Origin of the sequence: Flavobacterium aestivum (assembly GCF_026870175.2) — a bacterium.
GTDB lineage: Bacteria > Bacteroidota > Bacteroidia > Flavobacteriales > Flavobacteriaceae > Flavobacterium > Flavobacterium aestivum.
On sequence record NZ_CP113977.2, the window covers coordinates 760,500 to 781,338 of the forward strand.

Genomic DNA, 20,839 nt, shown 5'->3' on the forward strand with positions numbered 1-20,839 from the left:
TACACGATTATTTTTACTACAAAACATAAGTTAAGACGCGAAAGTATACTATTTATCACAATTTCGTATACTATTTTTATTTTTTTTTTAAACAAACCAATAACTTAATAATTATTTTTCAATCTTAACAATTACCATCTTACCGTTGTATGGTTTTTTACCTTTTTCTCCTAATGCATTTGTTGCCTCTTCTAGATTATCAAACATCGCTTCGTAAATAAAATATTTACTTGAATTCGCATCATAGAAGAAATTCACATCTTTTTGTCCTGCTGACAATGTTTTGGTTACAAAAGTATCTCTTTTTTGTGCATCACTATGTACAGCAAGAATTAAATAATAACCACTCTCAACATTTTTATTATTCTTGATAATCTGCATATTAGATTGCTTGTCTCCAAAATCAAAATCTTCTGCTTTAAGAGGAACACTACTAACTTTTGTTGTTTCTTTTAATCTTTTTAAAGTAGCTAAATCCTGAGCATATCTATCTTGATCATTCAATGAGGCTGCACGCTTGATTCTACGTTTTTTCTCAATCTCAGTTTGTATTTTAATTTGCTCTAAGTTTCTAATTAAAGCTGCATTTGATTCTTCAGCTTTTGCTTGTTCAGCTTTTAAATTTTCAATAGTTTTTAAATAATTTTGATTAATCAAATCATTCTTATTTGGAACCTTTTTAAGTCTTTCATTATAAAGTCTGTTAAACTCAGCTAAAGACTCATTTTGTGCTCTATTCACTTCAGCAATTTGAGCTCTTATAGATTCTAACTCACTATTTTCAGCAGATGTGCTCTTGAACTCAACAGTTGTTTTTACAACACCTTTATCGCTTAAGTCATTTTCTTCTTTTAACTCTCTTAAAGCTTTTTCTTTATTGGCCACAGAAGCATCTAATCTATTAAGTAACTGCTGTTGTTTCTTTTTAGAATCCTCTAATGTTTTAGTTATATTATCCATCGATTTGCCATACTCATCTTTAGGCATAGCATCAGCTTTTGCTTTTGCAAGTGCTTCAACAGCTAGTTTGGCAGCGGCAGCAGCTTCAATTCTGTCTTGTTCAGCAGCAGCATCTGCTTTTGCTTTTGCTTCCGCAGCTAATTTTGAATCAGCATCCGCTTTAGCTTTTGCTTCGGCTGCTAGTTTGGCCTGAGCAGCAGCATCCGCTTTGGCTTTAGCCTCAGCAGCAAGTTTTGCTTGTGCTTCTGCATCAGCTTTAGCTTTGGCCTCTGCAGCTAGTCTCGCTTTAGCTTCTGCGTCGGCTTTAGCTTTGGCCTCTGTAGCTAGTTTCGCTTGAGCCTCTGCATCTGCTTTGGCTTTAGCATCTGCAATCAATTTTGCTTCGGCGTCGGCTTTAGCTTTGGCTTCAGCAGCTAGTTTCGCTTGAGCCTCTGCATCTGCTTTGGCTTTAGCATCTGCAATCAATTTTGCTTCAGCGTCGGCTTTCGCTTTGGCCTCTGCAGCTAGTTTTGCTTTAGCTTCTTCTTCCTTAGCCTTCGTATCTGCAATCAATTTTGCTTCGGCGTCGGCTTTAGCTTTGGCCTCTGCAGCTAGTTTCGCCTTAGCCTCTGCATCTGCTTTAGCTTTCGCATCAGCAATCAATTTTGCTTCAGCGTCGGCTTTCGCTTTGGCCTCTGCAGCTAGTTTTGCTTTAGCTTCTTCTTCCTTGGCCTTCGTATCTGCAATCAATTTTGCTTCGGCGTCGGCTTTAGCTTTAGCCTCTGCAGCTAGTTTCGCCTTAGCCTCTGCATCTGCTTTAGCTTTCGCATCAGCAATCAATTTTGCTTCAGCGTCTGATTTGGCTTTGGCTTCTGCAGCTAGTTTTGCTTTAGTCTCTGCTGCTTCTTTAGCCTTCGCATCTGCAATCAATTTTGCTTCAGCATCAGCTTTAACTTTGGCTTCTGAAGCTAGTTTGGCTTTAGCTTCTGCTTCCTCTTTAGCCTTTGCATCTGCTTTAACTTTAGCTTCAGCGTCGGCTTTTGCTTTGGCCTCTTCAGCTAATTTAGCTTGAACCTCTGCATCTGCTTTTGCTTTAGCTTCTACTGCTAGTTTCGCTTGAGCTTCGGCTTCCTCTTTAGCCTTAGCATCAGCTTTAATTTTAGCTTCTGCTGCTAATTTCGCTTGGGCTTCTTTCTCTTGAGCTTCTGCTTTAGCTTTGGCAGCTTGGGCTTCTTGAGCATCTGCATCCGCTTTAATTTTTGAATCAGCTAAAAGTTTTGCTTGCGCATCAGCTTTGGCTTTCGCATCTGCTGCTAATTTAGCTTGTGCTTCTTTTGCTTGAGCTTCGGCTTTAGCTTTGGCAGCTAAGGCTTCTTGAGCATCTGCATCTGCTTTAATTTTTGAATCAGCTAAAAGTTTTGCTTGTGCATCAGCTTTAGCCTTCGCATCTGCTGCTAATTTAGCTTGCGCTTCTTTTGCTTGAGCCTCAGCATCCGATTTTGCTTTTGCATCTGCAGCTAATTTTGCCTGAGCTTCAGCTTTGGCTTGAGCGGCTGCATCGGCTTTCGCTTTATTGTCAGCGGCTAATTTAGCTTGGGCTTCTGCTTTAGCTTGAGCGGCAGCATCAGCTTTCGCTTTATTGTCTGCTGCTAGTTTAGCTTGAGCTTCTGCTTTAGCTTGAGCGGCAGCATCGGCTTTCGCTTTATTGTCTGCTGCTAGTTTAGCTTGAGCTTCTGCTTTAGCTTGAGCAGCAGCATCTGCTTTAGCTTTATTGTCAGCCGCTAATTTAGCTTGAGCATCCGATTTAGCCTTAGCCTCAGCAGCTAATTTTGCAGCAGCATCTGCATCTGCTTTCGCTTTTGTATCGGCTGTTAGTTTTGCTTTTGCAACGGCAGCTTCTGATTTTTTATTAGCTGCAATTTGTGCTGCTGCGGCATCCGATTTTGCTTTAGCATCTGCTGCTAATTTATTTTTAGCAATAACAGCTTCAGCATCTGACTTCGCCTTGGCATCAGCAGCAAGTTTTGCTTTTTCTGCAGCCGCCTTTTGAGCATCAGCTTTTGTTTTTGCAGCAGCGGCTAGTTTGGCTTTTGCTTCAGCTGTAGCTTGTGCTTTCGCTGCAGCAACTTCTTTTGTATCTGTTTTAGCTTTTGCAGGTACCGTTTTACGAACTTCTGTAGGTGTAAAAATAGCTCCTTCCTCTTCATCATCTCCATAATCATAATTATTGTTTTTCAATTTATATGCTAAAACAATAATATGTGATGCACCAAGGTTTGAAATATCTCCTAAGCCCATTCCGTATGAATATTCTAATGCGATTTTTGGAGTAATATTAAAACCTAGCCCAGCTGATATTCCTAAAACAGAATTATATCCAGCCTGGGCCCAAATACCTTTAGGAATCGCAAACATTGCCGATCCTGAAATAATCGTCTGTTCTTTATATAATTCGGTTTTTACGAGACCTGAAAACTTACTTTTGTCGAAAAAACCATATGAATCAAGGAATCCTGTATACATAACATGAGCTTCTAACCCACTATTAGGATCGTCTTTTAAAACACCTGAATTAAAATTATATGTTACTAAATTATTATAAGCAAGACCAAAATCAAAATAAGTCGTACCATAGTTAACCCCAGGTGAAATAGCTAACAAAGTATTGGAAGGGATATTATCCAGAGAAGGATCTGGGAAATTAGAAACTATTTTCCCACTATTCAAACCGCTTTTATAAGCACTTAAATTAATTCCAAATGTCAAATTATTATCTTCTTGAAGAAGGATATTATGGGCAAAATTGGTCATAAGACCAAAAGTGGTTAATACACCATAATCTTGTTTAAAAACGCCCAAAGCTATACCTTCATTTTCTTTAAAACGTCCTGAATAACTTAATAAATAAGTTTTGGGCGCATTTTCAAATCCTGTCCATTGACTTTTGTTAAAAAGTGTAATATAAGCACTTTGCTGTCTTACAAAACTAAAAGTAGGATTGATTGTAAATGAATTAAATTTCAAAGAGTTTCCGGGAGGAATAACAAAAGATACTGCTCCATCTTCTTTTTGTGAGTAGAAAACTTGAATGGAACAGAAAAAAAAGAAAACACTTAAAAGAAAATTTTTCATACGTAGATAATATTGTTTTTGGAGTCCTAATAACTATCGAAAGTAATTCGCATATTATATTTTGTTTTACAACAAAATTAAATTGATGCTCATTTCATATTATTTCACAAGAGTTATTGAACCCTTTTTGGCAGATTGACCAGAAGGAGTAATTATATAATAGTAAACAGGATTGAAATTACTGAATTCAATAGGGGTTTGTGGCCAACCATTGTAATTATCATAATTATCAGTTTGGAAAACTATTTTACCTGATGAATTTAATATCATAACTTGGGTATTAGTCCCACTAATATATTGATCAGGAATAATCCAAGTATCATTAATACCATCATTATTAGGAGTAACTATATTCGATATTTGTGACACATTATAGTTTGTTTGATAAGACACTTCAAAAAGGAATTCATTTTTTATTTGACATCCCGAAGTTTGTGTAATAATCCCTTTATATTTCCCTTGAGCTGTAACATCTAATGAACTTTTGGTTTCACCAGGAATGATAACATCATTAAGAAGCCATTGATAACTTGGCGAAACAGCATTTGTAGTTGTTGTAACGGATAATTTCTCTCCTTCAGCTATTCTATTCACTTTATCAACATCAACACCAGAAATTGTGCTATTAATTTCAAATACTTTTAAATCTATAGACCCAGTTGATTTACATCCACCAAAGTCAACGTCACAAGTATAATTACCTGGTAAATTGGTATCATACGTTTGAGCAGTAGCACCAGCAATAATAACATTATTTTTTTTCCATACATACGTATTTCCAGAAGTAGCTGTTAAAGTAGAATTTCCAGAACTAGCACAAAAAGGATTACCTGAGCTTGAACTAATAGACGCCACACTTCCGGTTACACCAGTTACGGTTACACGCTGTGAACTAAAATTAACATCAGAACAAGAACCATAATCTAATTCAGCATAATAAACTCCTTCCGAACTTACTACTAAAGAATTCCCAGATTGGTTTTGCACCAATTGATCATTCTGATACCACTTATATTTTAATTGTGGGTAATTTGCAGGTGAGGATTCAGGAGTAGAAGGAGTTGGGTTATATATCGTTAGAGTAACACTACCACCATTACAATAACTTACAGCATTCTTTTTATCATTAATGAAAAAAGAGCCGTTATAAGCTTTAAAATACGCAGGAAGATTTTTATCACTACCCGGAACATTAATATTAAAACTAGAACTTACTACTCCACTAGAACTTTTAACTCTCAATTGATAGGTATTAGAACCTACTAAATTAGTAGGTACTGCAAATGTAAGCGTTTTATCTGTTGCTGTATCTGGAGGTGTTCCTGCCAAAGGTGGTAAAGCAGTAGTTGCAATTGGAGTTGTAAAAGATCCTGAGGGATCGGAAAGTTCTACAACAAAGCTTACACTAGGATCAAAACCACTAACCTTAAAAGAAGCTTGATACTCATTAAAAACTTGACCTGCAATCGAAGGATGTGGTCCACCAGCACAAATTCTATCGAATGGTAATTTTATAGGGTTAATTGTTTGTGAATACACAAAAAACGCTGAAGGCAGAATCAACAGCATCAAAAAATTTAAAAAAATATCTGAAGAAAAAAAAGAGGGGGCTTTACTTGACATATTGAATAGCATTTAAAACTAAAAATTAACGACTACTTTAAGTAATAAAATGAAAGCAAAACCTTTGCTAAGGTTTTACTTTCATTTTAGAATTAAAGGTCATTATAACTTTAATTTTATTTTGAAGAAGCTGTGAATTTAGAAAGAGCTAATCTAAAATCTGGTCTTTTAGGATTTGCGAAGTCATTGAACGTTTCTAAATTTGTAGTTTTAGAATACAAATTAAAGAAAACACTATTACCGTAATAACCTTCTAAATCTTCATTATTATCAGATCCTTCTGAAAATATATTTCCATTACAGAAATTTAAGTACATTTCCTCAATACGAATCTTTTTAAGGTTCTTATCGTTAATTTCAATTTTGCTATCTAGAACTACTGCTGGATTAAAACCTGAAATTACACTTTTACGTAAAACCAAAGAAGAATTTTCACTTACGTAAACAGCTTCTTTAATTAAACCTGCTTTAATATCAGCATCAATATTTTCACTATCATTAACCAAAGTCAAGTTTGTCGCTGTAACAAGTGTTTGCTTTTTTGTAAAATCTACTTCTTCTTTTTTAATATAAGAAGAAACATCTAAACAACGAGAACCACTACTACCAGTTAAATAAGAAGATCTTACTGCTAAAGAGTTATCAATTTTAACTTGTGCTCCCAAAGTAAATTTAAAATCTACTCCGTTAGATTTATAAGAAACCATTTTAGACATCACTGGCTCACCACCAAGAACTTCAAAAGAATCTCCAGCAGCAAAGCTTACCATAATGTTTTCTAAAATTGTTTTGTTTCCAATTCCTCCTAACAAAAGAGCATTAAAATTTTCAGAACCTCTTGGTTTTTTACCAGCATATTCGATTCTAACAAATTTTAAAACTCCTGAAGAGCTTGCTGGATTTGAACCTCCATAAGTAGTTAATGAAGGATCTAAGTCATAACTATTAATAGAAGAATATGATCCGAATTTATTAATTGGAGCATCACCAAGCATTACAATACCTCCCCAATCACCAGCTTTTTTAAGCGATTTATTTGAAGTAAAAACAATTGGATCTGTTTCCAAACCTTCCGCAATCAATTGAGCTCCTTTAGTAATAACCAAAGTTCCTTTTGATTCTGAATCACCAATAATTACTGTACCTGGTTCAATAGTAAGTACTGCATTATTAGTCACATATACATTTCCTTGTATAATGTAAACATCTTTCTTGGTCAATTTAGTATTCTCAGCAATATTACCAGCGAGAATCTGAGTCGCTTCTCCGTAATCTGATTTACCTGGTTTAAATTCTGTCCAGTTGTTCAACCAGTTGCTTGATCCAATTATTCCTTTCTCTTGTTGTGCATTTACATTGCAAACAACCGAAAGGAAAACCCATATAATAAGTAGTAAATTTTTCATAGGTTTGGGGGGTGTGTTAAATTGTGTTTTTTGGTAGTCTCTTGTAGGTGAAGAGCTTATAAACTCATATATAGAGTTAAGGGTCAATCTTAGAGTAAGATTTTTACATCTTTTCTAAAAAACTTTAATTTTTATTCATGTTCCACTTCATGCAAAGCTTTCAAAGTTTGCTCGTAGAATAAAACCATAGTCACCAATTGTCCTTTGTCAGAATAAGGTAGCATTTTTCTTAAAAAATCTACTGTTACTTCTAAGTAAACATTTGTTGCTTCAGTTTCTAAATCTAATGCTTTTTTATTTACTTCGTCAGCTGGAATTCCAAGATCAGTCAAGGTAACACCTGGTTTTGTTGCCAAAGCGATATATGGCAATGTTTTTACAACAACCTTCATACGCTCGATGTATAATTCTACCAATTCCCCTTTTGACATTGCTCTCAGCGTTTTGTCATCATAGTAAGTACGAATTGCAGCGCTCGTGCTAATAATACTTTTTGGCATATTTGGGTTTTTGGCCTGTGCCTTAACTGTCACTGTAGTACTAAATGCTAACATAAAAATACTGAAAAAAATAAATTTCCCTTTCATATCATTGATAAAATTTAATTAATAAAACAAAAATATACAAATATTTTGAATTTGCAAGTTCTAAATAATATTTTAAAACCAATTTTAAGATAAAATCAAGCCAAATTCTGCGTTATGCCGAGTAAAATCAACACTTTATCGGTTAAATTATTAAATATTTTAAAATAAATAATAGCAAAAAATTAATTAAAAACACATATTTTCTTTCAAAAAACACTTAAAAAAATAAACATTTATCAATTAGTAAATTATTTAATACAAAAGTTATCAACACATGTTTTATTGCTTCAATACTATAACATATTTTTTTTCTTTTTTTCTAATTCATAATCGTTTAGTTATAAATCCGATATAAACTTTATAACGTATTATTTTTGACTAAATCATTTTCTCCTATCTTTGCTTCATGCAATTTTCAGAAATTCTAGGACAAGATTATATTAAAAATCACTTAACAAAAAGTGCCGATTCAGGAAGAATTCCTCATGCACAATTATTTGTGGGACCTGAAGGAAGTGGTACTTTGGCTATGGCGATAGCCTATTCTCAATATGTACTTTGCAATAATACTGAAGGGCCAAACGAATCCTGTGTTTTAAAATTCCAAAAACTATCACACCCTGATCTGCATTTTATATACCCCACCGTTACCACTGAAGAAATAAAACAAAAGCCAAAAAGCATCGATTTCATAACTGATTGGAGACAATTTTTACTTGAAAATCCTTACGGAAGTTTATTTGATTGGTACTCAAAATTGGGCGTTCAAAATAAGCAAGGTGAAATTCGTGTAGATGATGCCCAAGAAATTTTAAAATCTTTGGCATTAAAATCATACGAAGGAGGTTACAAAATAATGATTATCTGGATGGCAGATAAATTAAACATTTCTGCTTCTAATAAATTATTAAAGTTACTGGAGGAACCACCGGAAAAAACAGTTTTTATATTGATCTCTGAGAATGAAGAAGACATCATTCAAACGATACGATCACGTTGTCAGATAGTTCATTTTAATGCTTTAAGTGAACAAATTATAACAGATGCTCTAATAAACAAAGAACAAATTGATCCAAAACTGGCGACAAAAATTGCTCATCAAGCACAGGGTAACTACTGTAAAGCACTACACCTGTTGCATGATGATAATGACGAATTTCCTTTTGAGCAATGGTTTGTTACTTGGGTTAGAGCTGCCTTTAAAGCCAAAGGAAATGCGGCGGCCATTCAAGATTTGATTCTGTGGAGTGAACAAATCGCTGCATTAGGAAGAGAAACACAGAAAAAATTTCTACAGTTTTGTATCGAAATGTTTCGTCAGGCTTTGCTACTGAATTATGAAACTCAGAAACTAGTTTACATTGAAGCTAAGGTCGAAAAATTCAAACTAGAAAATTTTGCACCTTTTGTAAACGGAAACAATATTAATGACATTTTCAAAGAACTATCTGATGCTATGTATCATATAGAACGCAATGGAAACGCAAAAATAATTTTAACAGATTTATCTATAAAACTCACACGTCTCATCCATAAAAAGTAATTAAACATGAACATGAATAATATTGCCTCAACCCTAATTTTAGTTTTTTTAGCCATTACCTTTTTGCAATCAGCTTATGATAAACTATTTTATTGGAAAGATAATCTCGATTGGTTAAAAGAACATTTTTCAGCAACTCCCTTAAAAAATCAAGTTCCGCTAGCCTTACTTAATGTCTTATTGCTAGAATTATTGTCTGGTATTTTATGCACTGTCGGCTCTATAGAATTAACCGTAAATAGCGGAAAAACTTATGGCTTGTATGGAGCAATTTTTTCTTGTATTACTCTTATAATGCTACTTTTTGGACAAAGATTAGCCAAAGATTATGACGGAGCAAGAACCATAGTCCTTTATTTTATTCCTGCGGTAATGGCTGTATATTGGCTGAATTAATTTAATTGAAATAACTACAATATCATTATAAAACAATAAACAATGACACCAAAACATCCTTCGGAATCCTTAACTATATTAACCGATTTGGTTTTACCAAGTGAAACCAATCCTTTGAATAACTTATTTGGAGGGGAATTATTAGCCAGAATGGATCGCGCAGCGAGTATTGCCGCCGGAAGACATTCTCGTAGAATAGGTGTAACGGCTTCTGTTAATCACGTTGCTTTTAACAAATCTATTCCATTAGGTAGTGTAGTAATTATTGAGGCCAAAGTATCCAGAGCTTTTAAAAGTTCAATGGAAATCTATTTAGATGTTTGGGTTGAAGACCGACAATCTGGGAATAGAACCAAAGCCAATGAAGCGATTTACACTTTTGTAGCTGTTGATGACACAGGAAGACCCGTAGAAGTTCCAGTACTGGAACCAGAAACAGAATTGGAAAAACAACGCTACGATGGGGCTTTAAGAAGAAAACAATTGAGCTTAGTTTTGGCTGGCAAAATGAATCCTCATGATGCTACTGAATTAAAAGCCCTTTTTACATAAAAAACCATAATGATATGGTAAACCGCGTGAGGGATTACTCCACTATCCATTTATTCTCATAGGAGTCCAGTGAATTTCATTTGAAACTAGCTACCGAAGTAGCGTGGATAGCCCGATCATATTATAAAAAGGGGTGGCTCTAGATAATCTAAAGTAGCCCCTTTTTATAATATGGTCACGCCAAAATTGTTTTGAAGACAACAATTTGTTCCCAAAAACAACTATTGTAACTTCAAAAAAAAGAAGTATTTTTACGAAAATTATAGTAAACCAATCCAGTATTTCGAGCCTTTAATAGTGCAAAACATATGAAAGAAAAAGAAAAAGAAATGAAAGAAAAAAACAGTTCAGAGAAAGAAGCTAAGTTAAAAGCACTGCAATTAACGCTTGATAAATTAGACAAAACTTACGGAAAAGGAACTGTAATGAAAATGGGGGATAGAGCCATTGAGGAAGTAGAAACTATTTCTTCTGGGTCTTTAGGTGTTGATTTAGCTTTGGGAGTTGGAGGTTACCCTAAAGGAAGAATTATAGAGATCTATGGTCCTGAATCTTCTGGTAAAACAACATTGACCCTACATGCTATTGCTGAAGCACAAAAAGCAGGCGGAATAGCTGCTTTTATAGATGCGGAACATGCATTTGACAGAAATTATGCAGAGAAATTGAATGTTGACATCGAAAACCTAATCATCTCTCAACCTGATAACGGGGAGCAAGCATTAGAAATTGCTGAAAATTTAATTCGCTCTGGTGCAATTGACATTGTGGTTATTGACTCTGTTGCTGCATTAACACCTAAAAGTGAAATTGAAGGCGAAATGGGGGATTCAAAAATGGGATTACATGCTCGTTTAATGTCACAAGCCCTAAGAAAATTAACAGGAACGATAAGCAAAACCAACTGTACAGTATTTTTTATCAACCAATTGAGAGAAAAAATCGGTGTGATGTTTGGAAATCCTGAAACTACAACGGGTGGAAATGCATTGAAATTTTATGCTTCAGTTCGTTTAGACATTCGTCGTTCTACTCAGATAAAAGATGGTGAAAACGTATTAGGTAACCGAACTAAAGTAAAAATTGTTAAAAACAAAGTTGCACCGCCATTTAAAGTAGCCGAATTTGACATTATGTATGGAGAAGGAATCTCTAAAACTGGTGAAATATTAGATCTTGCTGTAGAATTTGAAATTATCAAAAAAGCGGGCTCTTGGTTTAGTTATGGTGAGACCAAACTAGGACAAGGTCGTGATGCAGTAAAATCATTAATAAAAGACAATCCGGAATTGGCTGACGAACTTGAAGTGAAGATCAAAGATCACATCAAAGAATTTGCAATCGATTAAATAAAAAAAGAGTCCGTAATTCAATTACGGACTCTTTTTTTATAATGATATTGGATGAAGCTGATTTTATTTCAAAATAGTTAATTCTTTTCTTTCAGCTTGTCTAATTTCTCAAACTCGAGTAATTCATTGTAAATAAGATCCCTTACTTCTTCCTTAATTTCTTTTCTGTCTATCACTCCTTTTTTATCTGCTGTTTCGATATAAGGAAGAATTTTTACCCTCATCAAACCAGGACTTCCACTATAGAAAGTATAAGATAATCTTTTCTTATTGTCTGGAAAAACTAAAGGAACGATTGGTAATTCATGTTCTACTGCTAGACGAAATGCTCCATCTTTGAAATTGTCTAACAAAATAGACTCGTCATGGGGAACTCCTCCTTCCGGAAATATACAAATACTAAGTCCGCGATCAATTCTTTTTTGAGCTTCTTCAAAAACTTCCATTTTACTTTTAGAACAACTTCTATCTACAAGAATGCTTGTTCTTTTGTAAAAAAAGCCAAATAATGGGATTTTAGCTAGCGACATTTTACCAACAAAAACAAACGGATTTTTTACCACCGCAAGCATTAGCATAATATCTGTCATTGAGGTATGATTAGCTACAAACATATAGCTTTTGTGAGGATCTAAATTTTGAATTTTTTCCACTTTATAATAAAATCCCATTCCAAAAAGAACACATTTTGCCCAAATACGGGACATCTTGAAAAAATAGGGATACCCACTTTCGGTCAAGATTGAAGCAACCAAAAAAGGACACATAATAAGGATCGGAATAAGCATTACGACGTAAAACCAAACCCGCCATACGGCCCAAAATATCTTTTTTATACCTTTCATGTATTGATAATAATTGTTCTTTATTGGTAAGATGTAATTCACATATCAACATTGGTTAGACGACCAATTAAAAATTATGCTCATTTCATAACGTCAAAAGTAAGGAAACTTGCGGAAAATTTGGCAAAAGAATTAACTTTGCAATTAAAAATACTTTCGATAACGAAATCAATAGGGAATAAAACATATAAAATGGCAAAAATACTTTCTGGAGTTCAAAGTACTGGAACTCCTCACTTAGGGAACTTACTTGGAGCAATTATACCAGCAATAGAATTATCTAATAAACCCGAAAACGAATCTTTTCTTTTCATAGCTGATTTACATTCAATCACACAAATAAAAAACGGAGAAACTTTAAGAGCCAATACTTATAGTACTGCTGTGGCTTGGTTAGCATGTGGTTTAGATGTTGAAAAAGTGGTTTTTTACCGTCAGTCAGATGTGCCACAAACAACAGAATTATCTTGGTATTTGAGTTGTTTTTTCCCATTTCAACGTTTAACATTAGCCCACTCTTTCAAGGATAAATCCGATAGATTGGATGATGTAAATGCTGGATTGTTTTCTTACCCTATGCTTATGGCTGCTGATATTTTGATGTATGATGCAGAATTTGTTCCAGTTGGAAAAGATCAGTTACAGCATTTAGAAATTACACGTGATGTTGCCTCAAGATTCAATCACCAAATGGGAGAAACATTTGTAATTCCTGAAGCCAAAGTTCAAGATGACAGTATGCTTATTCCAGGTACAAATGGTGGAAAAATGAGTAAGTCTGCCAATAATTTTATCAATATTTTCTTGGATGATAAAGCATTGCGCAAACAAATCATGAGCATAGAAACGGATAGTACTCCGCTTGAGGCTCCCAAAAATCCTGAAACCTGTAATTGCTTTGCACTGTACAAACTTATGGCAACTGAAAGTCAATTAGAAACCATGAGAGCTAACTACTTAGGTGGCAATTATGGATATGGTCACGCCAAACAGGCTTTGTTTGAATTGATTTTGGAAAAATTTAAAACCGAAAGAGAAAAATACAATTACTACATCAATAATCTTGAGGAAGTAGATGCCTTATTGAAAATTGGTGCTCAAAAAGCAAGTACCGTTGCTAATAGTGTCTTGGATAGAGTAAGAGAGAAACTAGGTTTTGAGATGATGTAATCAAAAAAAATATATAAAAACAATAAAGTCCACGGTTGAAATCGTGGACTTTTTGTTTTAAGGACACTTCTTACAGAATCATGAACCCTACGAAGATAAAACTCTATAATTACAACTGATCAACTGAAAAATAGATTCTTAAAATGTTCTTTACATCTCATATTGCATAATTTTTAATCCATTAAATGAAAATTTGTCAAAATAAAGTCTAAAAAAAAATCAAATCAATTTTTCTGTAATAATTTGCAAAGGGTAAAGCTCTTAAACTTTCATAATTATAATTGCAATCTTATCTTTGAGCCTGATACAAGTACCTATTATTTCGGTTAACCATTAATTTTTTAAAATGACAGAAATTCAAGAAACATTTATTTTCGATTTTGACAGTACTTTTATCAAAGTCGAAGCACTTGACGTGTTATGTGAAGTAATTTATGAAGACAGTACCGCAGGAATTCAAATTCTGAATGAAATCCAACGATTGACTAACCTTGGAATGGAAGGAAAATTGTCCTTAAAAGAGTCTTTAACGAAACGAATAAGCCTTTTACAAGCCAATAGAGATCACTTAGGTACCACAATAGACGTTTTGAAAAAGAAAGTGACTGCATCTGTTATTAGAAACAGAGCTTTTTTCAAACAGCATGCCGATCATGTTTATATCATTTCGAATGGATTCAAAGAAATAATCATTCCTATTGTTCAGGAATATGGCATAAAACCAGAACATGTTTTAGCCAATACTTTCAAATTCGACCATGATGGAAAAATTATTGGTTTTGATGAAAAAGATGAATTGTGTGAAAATCAAGGGAAAGTAAAAAAAATAAAATCATTAAATCTAAAAGGTGAAGCCATTATGATTGGTGATGGTTATACCGATTATGAAACTCTTGAAGGTGGAGCTGTATCTAAGTTTTTTGCATTTACAGAAAATGTTAGCCGCAAAATTGTTGTTGATAAAGCCGATAGAATTGCGCCTTCTTTAGATGAAATTCTTTATGATTTATCATATAAGGCATCTGTATCTTATCCTAAAAACAGAATCAAAGTTCTATTATTAGAAAATATAAATCAAGAAGTTGCCCAAACTTTCGAGCATGAAGGTTATACGGTAGAAATAGTCGAAAACGAATTGACTGAAGACGAATTATGTGAAAGAATCAAAGGAGTTTCGATACTTGGAATTCAATCAAAAACAAAAGTTACCCAAAAAGTTTTAGATCATGCCAAGAAATTACATTCTATCGGAACATTTGGTATTGGTTCTAATCAAGTAGATCTAGAAGCGTGTACCATGCAAGGTGTTTCTGTATTTAATGCGCCTTATAGCAATACCCGTTCAGTAGTTGAGTTAGCCATAGGAGAAATCATAATGTTGGTTCGCAATACGTTCCAAAAAAACAAAATGATGCATTCCGGAATTTGGGATAAATCTGCTACAAATGGCAATGAGATTCGAGGGAAAAAACTAGGGATCATAGGATATGGAAGTATTGGATCACAACTATCGGTAGTTGCCGAAGCACTGGGAATGAATGTTTATTTCTATGATACTGTTGACAAATTAGCCCTTGGTAACGCTAAAAAATGTTCTTCGCTAAAAGAGTTATTATCACTCTCAGACGTGGTTAGTTTACATATAGATGAAACAGAAAGCAATAAAAACCTGATAAATGCCGAAGCTTTTGAATATATGAAGCCTGGTGTAGTATTTTTAAACCTTTCTAGTGGCAATGTTGTCGAAATTGAAGCCTTGACCGCCAATCTCAAAAACGGAAACATCAGTGGAGCTGCCATAGATGTATTCCCTAACGAACCAACCAATTCGCAAGAGAAATTTATTTCCGAATTACGAGGATTACCAAATGTGATACTTACTCCTCATATTGCTGGAAATACTCAAGAAGCGGAACAAGATATATGCCATTTTGTGGCAAGAAAAATAATTCAGTATATCAACACCGGCTCCACATATGGAAGTATCAATCTTCCAGAAATTCAATTACCTGAATTACAAAGTGCTCACCGTATTATGCATATTCATGAAAATGTAAAAGGTATCTTGGCCCAGATCAATACAATTCTTTCAGAGTATGATAATAATATCTTGGGACAATATCTTAAGACCAATGAAACTTTAGGATATGTAATTACTGATATTGATAATTTCCATAACAAAGAGTTAGAAAAAAAATTAAAGAAGATTCCAAATACCATCAGGTATAGAATTCTTTATTAAAAATTACTGATTTTAGATTAACACTTATAATTCCAAAACTTCAAAAGCAGACCTCATTAAGTCTGCTTTTTTTAAATGGCCTCAAACAACTTACCCGGTAAAGGCCTAATAACACCTTTAAGTTCCATATTTAAGAGTAATCCAGATATTTTATAAATGGGTAAATCACAATGCAAAGCAATGATATCCATTAGTTCTTTACCCGTTTTCAAGAGATAATCATATACTTTTTGTTCGTCATCCTCAAGAGAAACAAACAATTGTTTTTGCACAGGTTTAGCTTCTTTTTCGATATCCCAATTCAGAATATAAACTAAATCTGCCGCACTAGTGAGAACATTGGCTTTTTGAGTTTTTATTAGATTATTGCAACCTTGACTGTATTTGTCTGTAATTCGTCCGGGAACTGCAAAAACATCTCGATTATAATCATTGGCCATATTGGCAGTAATGAGCGAACCTCCCCTATCTGCAGATTCTATAACAATTGTAGCTTCAGTCATACCAGCCACAATTCTATTTCTGCGAACAAAATTTTCTTTATCAGGTTTTGAAGTGCTCCAAAACTCAGTCATAAAACCTCCGTTTTGTTCTACTTTGGCAACATATTTTTTATGCGTTTTAGGATATATTTGATTCAGACCGTGTGCTAGAACACCAATAGTCTGTAAATTACAATCCATTGCCAGTTGATGTGCAACAATATCTACTCCATATGCAAACCCACTCACAATTATTGGGTCAAGTGGTGCAAGATCTTCAATAAACTTTCTGCAAAATTCAGTACCATAAGAAGTAATCTGGCGTGTACCCACGATGCTTATTATTTTTCGGTTTTTTAAGTTGATGTTTCCCGAACTAAATAACAAAACAGGGCCGTCGATACAATGCTTTAAGCGATCTGGATAACTTTCGTCTTGAAAACAATGCACATCAATACTATTATTTTGAATAAATCGAAGTTCTTGGGTAGCTTTTTCGAAAACAGATTTGTCTTTTAAATTTTTTAATAAAACTGAACCTACTCCGTCAATAGCGCCAAGCTGATTCGTTTTCGCATTTAATACCGCTTCAGCACTACCAAAATGTTTTAGCAGCTTTTTGGCCATAACATCTCCAACCCCTTCCACACGGAGTAAAGCCATTAAATGAAATAAATTTTCCTCTGACATATCTTACAATTATACCACATATTTTTGGATCACTAAAAATTTTAGCGTCAAAATATTTCAAAACTAAAGCCTATTTAAAAAAGGATGAAAATAAAAATCACGTTTAAACTGAATCTCTTTTAAATGCTCAAACCATAACATATTGACAAATAAACACATACAAATTGTTAATAAAAATTGTGAATAAAATTTTGATAACTATTCTCGTTCCATAACTTTGTTATTATGAAAATCGAACATTACATCGCGCAACTTTTGTACCGTTACCAATGTGTAACCGTTCCTGGTTTTGGAGCTTTTTTGACCGAAATACAATCGGCTCAATTAATCGAAAACTCACATTCTTTTTTTCCGCCAAAAAAGATGATTTCCTTTAATTCCTATCTAAAAAACAATGATGGATTATTAGCCAATCATATTGCACAAGCCGAAAAAACATCATATGATTATGCCGTAAGCGCTATAGAATATGAAGTGTTGAGTTGGAAGAAAACATTACAGGAAAACCGAACTTTTTCGATAAAAAATGTTGGTATCCTTAGTTTGAATGCAGATAACAATATTCTTTTCACTCCTAACGAGCAAACTAATTATTTAACCCAGTCTTTTGGATTAAGTACTTTTGTATCGCCAGCTGTAAAAAGAGAAATTGAAATTCAAAAAGAAACTGTTGTTGCAGAAAAAGCACCGATTGAATTTATTCCTGAAACAAGAAAAACAAGTGTTTATCTTAAATACGCCGCTATTTTCGTTCTTGGATTAGCTGCAACTGGAACTATTGGATATCCTTTGTACCAAAAACAAATTGCCTCTGAAACTATTTTAGTTGAAACAGCAGTTCAAAAACAAGTACAAAACAAAATTCAAGAAGCTACTTTCTTTATTCAAACGCCAATACCAGCGGTGACTCTTTCTTTGAAGACGAACAAGGAAGTAGTAACAAAATTGCCGTATCACATTATGGCCGGAGCATTTAGAAGTGAAGCTAATGCACAAAAAAGATATGACCAATTAGTTGCCAAAGGGTACAAAGCAAGACGTTTGGCGGTTAATAAAAATGGACTTTACCCTGTATTATACGGAAGCTACTCTACTTTTGCGGAAGCAGAAAAAGAGAAAACCAAAATCACAGAAACCGATAATCCCGAAGCTTGGATTTTGATACAGTCTCTTTAGAAAATTAAAATCAATCATAAAGAAATCACGAATGAACACGAATTTAAACTGTGTTTGTTCGTGATTTTTTATTTTACCTCATTCAATTCCTTTTTCATTTTACACTAAACTCAATTTAAGACCATTTCAGATCGATTTATATACAAAACCACCACTAAGTCGATTAATCCATAAAGACCTCTTAAAACAAACGAAAAGTAGCTTATACATTGAGAAAAGGCAAATTGTCATACTCTAAAATACCAATACATTTGATGGAATTTTTGACTTACCCCACATTAGAAATAATTCTGAAATAATGTAACTATAGCTGGATCAATTCAGAAAACATTATGAATATCATTCCTCTAGAAAACTCTTCTCAAATTTTTTGTAAACCATTGAAATAAAATTAATTGTAATTATTTTTTCATTAAATTTGGTAAGATAAACTTATCATTTACAAAGAGTAGTCTCTTTCTTTTTGTTATCCTGTTTTAAAATTACAATCCTTCTTGTACTACTTTAAACAAAAAATATGAAAAAAGTAACATACTCCATTCTACTTATTTTTTTGTTTTCAATTGTTTTAAATGCACAAAGCCAAGAAATTGAAAAAACTGATAAAACCATGGAAATCAAAGGTTTTATCATGCTAGACACTGGGTATGATTTTGGGAAGATGGATCCTAATTGGTATGATTCAATGCGTCCCACTAAAATTTTGGATAGTCAAGGCAATGAATTTAAACCACAAGGAAATTATTTTATGGGCGTTAGACAAACAGCCTTGAGTTTAAGAAACTATTTTGATACTGGAATCGGATTGCTTAAGACATTTATAGAATTTGATTTGGTAGGTTCTGGAAAAGATGTAGGAGCTACCACCTTTCATCTGAGGCATGCTTTTGCTGAATTAGGCAGATTTGGAGTTGGACAAACCAACAGTTTATTTTCTGACGTAGAAGTCTATCCCAATATGCTTGAATTTATGGGGCCAAATGCCATGTCAGCCTTTAGAAATATACAAATCCGCTATGTTCCAATTCAGAGTAATGGCCATAGATTTGCTGTTGCTCTCGAACGTCCTGGAGCTACAGCAGACCAAGGACAATACGGAGACGAATTCATATATGCTTCCGTATTAGAGCATGTTAATTTCAGGTTTACTTTGCCTGACTTTTCTACCGAATATCGCTACAGTGCTTCTTGGGGTTATGTAGAATTAGCCAGTATTCTCAGGAGCATCAAATGGGAAGATAATAACACTGACCAATTTAATCTATCTGGAAGTGCTATAGGCTGGGGTTTGAGTTTAAGTACCAGATTAAAATTAGCGAATAACATTATTTATCATGGGGCTTTTACAACAGGTGCTGGTATTCAGAACTATATGAACGATGCAGAAGCTGATATAGGCATAAAAAGACAATATGATAACACTCTGACACCAATTACAGGAGTTTCTATTCCATTGGTTGGAGCTGTTTCTTATTTTGATATTTACTGGAACAGGAAGTTCAGTTCAACCATCGGATATTCCATATTGAACAATAAAACCACTGAGGCTCAATTATCAACTGCTTACAAAACTGGGCAATATGCCAGTGTCAATTTATTGTATTCACCTGCAAAAAATTGCATAATGGGGCCTGAATTACAATGGGGAATGCGCCAAAACAACGACTTTGCCGGTGATCCTTATTTTAATCTTCCTGCTGCAAAGGGTAACAGCGGGACAGATCTGAAATTACAGTTTTCTTTCAGATATAGTTTCATGAATACTTTTTACAAAACCAATTGATCTGATCACTAAATTAAGTTTTTAAAAAGCAAAAAAGCCCCGAACTTATTATGTTTAAGGCTTTTAAAAAATAACTTACCAGATACAAATTGGTATGTGTAAATTCTAACTTTTAGTTTACCAATGTCGTTTCAATTCCGCTAGTAAGCCATAAAAATTTATCTTTATCTTCAGACTTTTCTATCTCACTTTTTAAAGACTTAGCCGATTGTTTAAAATGCCACCATCCTTCGTAATGTATTGGTATAACACTTTTTGGATTTAAAAGTTTAGCGGTTTTGATGGCTTCTTCCCCATTCATGGTCACTCTCAAATTCTTTTTCAAATAAGGAAATGCCCCAGCTCCGAGATGCAAAATAGCTATATCAACTTTTTTTCTTTTTTTAAGTTCATAAATACCTTCAAAAAGAACAGTATCACCCGAAATATAAATACAACCGTTTTTTTGCCCTTCCCATTCAATAGTAAAGCCAATTACCTTACCCATAACTTTATCTAATCGCTTTATATTAGTGTGCTGAGCTGGTATTGCAGTTATCTTTAATTGCGGGACTTTTTCAGTTCCTACACTATATTCCTCCCAATTATCAAGTCCAATCGTATTATCGTTTTTCAAACGCTTTACAGCATCTTTAGTCGAAAGTACAGTATTGACCGTCTTGATAAACGCTCGCCCTTTTTTATCTAAATTATCACTGTGATGGTCATGGCTTAATAACACTAAATCTACTTTACCAATCTCATCTTTTGATAAAGCGGGATCACAATATTTCTTGGAGAAAGCCAATGGTTTGCTGACGTATTGCGGTAAAAAACCATCTTTATTGTCTAAAGTTGGATCTGTCAATATTTTGAACCCATTGATGTTTATTAAAACACAAGCCGTGTCGATATGTGTAATGGTTACTTTCATTTTGCCTT

General features: G+C 33.9%; 15 protein-coding genes. 8 read left to right on the forward strand and 7 right to left on the reverse strand.

Going from position 1 to position 20,839, the window contains the following annotated elements; all coding sequences use genetic code 11:
• Positions 1-111: 111 nt before the first annotated feature.
• From OZP08_RS03305 to OZP08_RS03320, 4 genes are all read right to left on the reverse strand, one after another.
• Complete coding sequence (locus OZP08_RS03305; protein WP_281322980.1) at positions 112-4,071, reverse strand: PorP/SprF family type IX secretion system membrane protein; 3,960 nt, start codon at positions 4,069-4,071, stop codon at positions 112-114.
• Positions 4,072-4,170: 99 nt separating this feature from the next.
• Positions 4,171-5,694, reverse strand: a complete 1,524-nt coding sequence (locus OZP08_RS03310) for a T9SS type B sorting domain-containing protein (protein ID WP_281322981.1) — start codon at positions 5,692-5,694, stop codon at positions 4,171-4,173.
• Positions 5,695-5,810: 116 nt separating this feature from the next.
• Positions 5,811-7,100: a hypothetical protein gene (locus OZP08_RS03315; RefSeq protein ID WP_268848344.1), complete on the reverse strand. Its 1,290-nt coding sequence runs from the start codon at positions 7,098-7,100 to the stop codon at positions 5,811-5,813.
• A gap of 131 nt (positions 7,101-7,231) precedes the next feature.
• The gene (locus OZP08_RS03320; RefSeq protein WP_268848345.1) at positions 7,232-7,687 is read right to left on the reverse strand and encodes a hypothetical protein; all 456 of its coding nucleotides are present in this window, start codon (positions 7,685-7,687) and stop codon (positions 7,232-7,234) included.
• A gap of 406 nt (positions 7,688-8,093) precedes the next feature.
• On the opposite strand from OZP08_RS03320, the gene OZP08_RS03325 reads away from it, so the two are divergent.
• The 4 genes from OZP08_RS03325 (at position 8,094) to recA (ending at position 11,527) form a co-directional block, all read left to right on the forward strand.
• On the forward strand, positions 8,094-9,230 hold the full coding sequence (locus tag OZP08_RS03325; protein ID WP_268848346.1) for a DNA polymerase III subunit: 1,137 nt from the start codon (positions 8,094-8,096) through the stop codon (positions 9,228-9,230).
• A gap of 12 nt (positions 9,231-9,242) precedes the next feature.
• On the forward strand, positions 9,243-9,626 hold the full coding sequence (locus OZP08_RS03330) for a DoxX family protein (RefSeq protein WP_268849427.1): 384 nt from the start codon (positions 9,243-9,245) through the stop codon (positions 9,624-9,626).
• 42 nt (positions 9,627-9,668) lie between these two features.
• The gene (locus tag OZP08_RS03335) at positions 9,669-10,178 is read left to right on the forward strand and encodes an acyl-CoA thioesterase (protein WP_268848347.1); all 510 of its coding nucleotides are present in this window, start codon (positions 9,669-9,671) and stop codon (positions 10,176-10,178) included.
• 308 nt (positions 10,179-10,486) lie between these two features.
• Positions 10,487-11,527, forward strand: coding sequence for a recombinase RecA (gene recA / locus OZP08_RS03340; protein WP_268848348.1), 1,041 nt, complete (start codon positions 10,487-10,489; stop codon positions 11,525-11,527).
• 80 nt (positions 11,528-11,607) lie between these two features.
• On the opposite strand, the gene OZP08_RS03345 is transcribed toward recA, so the two are convergent.
• The gene (locus tag OZP08_RS03345; RefSeq protein ID WP_281322982.1) at positions 11,608-12,375 is read right to left on the reverse strand and encodes a lysophospholipid acyltransferase family protein; all 768 of its coding nucleotides are present in this window, start codon (positions 12,373-12,375) and stop codon (positions 11,608-11,610) included.
• A gap of 192 nt (positions 12,376-12,567) precedes the next feature.
• Here OZP08_RS03345 and trpS point away from each other — a divergent pair, with 192 nt between their 5' ends.
• Together trpS and serA are read left to right on the forward strand one after the other, a co-directional pair.
• Entirely contained in the window at positions 12,568-13,545 is a 978-nt protein-coding gene (trpS, locus tag OZP08_RS03350) for a tryptophan--tRNA ligase (protein WP_281322983.1), read from the forward strand.
• Between the two features lie 346 nt (positions 13,546-13,891).
• Positions 13,892-15,787 (forward strand): phosphoglycerate dehydrogenase, encoded by a 1,896-nt coding sequence (gene serA / locus OZP08_RS03355; RefSeq protein WP_281322984.1) that lies wholly within the window; start codon positions 13,892-13,894, stop codon positions 15,785-15,787.
• Positions 15,788-15,858: 71 nt separating this feature from the next.
• Here serA and dprA read toward each other — a convergent pair whose 3' ends face one another.
• Positions 15,859-16,959, reverse strand: a complete 1,101-nt coding sequence (gene dprA / locus OZP08_RS03360; RefSeq protein ID WP_268848350.1) for a DNA-processing protein DprA — start codon at positions 16,957-16,959, stop codon at positions 15,859-15,861.
• Positions 16,960-17,184: 225 nt separating this feature from the next.
• Here dprA and OZP08_RS03365 point away from each other — a divergent pair, with 225 nt between their 5' ends.
• Both OZP08_RS03365 and OZP08_RS03370 read left to right on the forward strand, forming a co-directional pair.
• A complete protein-coding gene (locus OZP08_RS03365) occupies positions 17,185-18,135 on the forward strand; it encodes an HU domain-containing protein (RefSeq protein WP_281322985.1) in 951 nt (316 codons plus the stop codon).
• 517 nt (positions 18,136-18,652) lie between these two features.
• Positions 18,653-19,918: a DcaP family trimeric outer membrane transporter gene (locus OZP08_RS03370; protein ID WP_281322986.1), complete on the forward strand. Its 1,266-nt coding sequence runs from the start codon at positions 18,653-18,655 to the stop codon at positions 19,916-19,918.
• Between the two features lie 112 nt (positions 19,919-20,030).
• On the opposite strand, the gene OZP08_RS03375 is transcribed toward OZP08_RS03370, so the two are convergent.
• Positions 20,031-20,831 carry an MBL fold metallo-hydrolase gene (locus tag OZP08_RS03375; RefSeq protein WP_281322987.1) on the reverse strand — a complete coding sequence of 267 codons (801 nt, stop codon included), beginning with the start codon at positions 20,829-20,831 and terminating at the stop codon, positions 20,031-20,033.
• Positions 20,832-20,839: the final 8 nt, after the last annotated feature.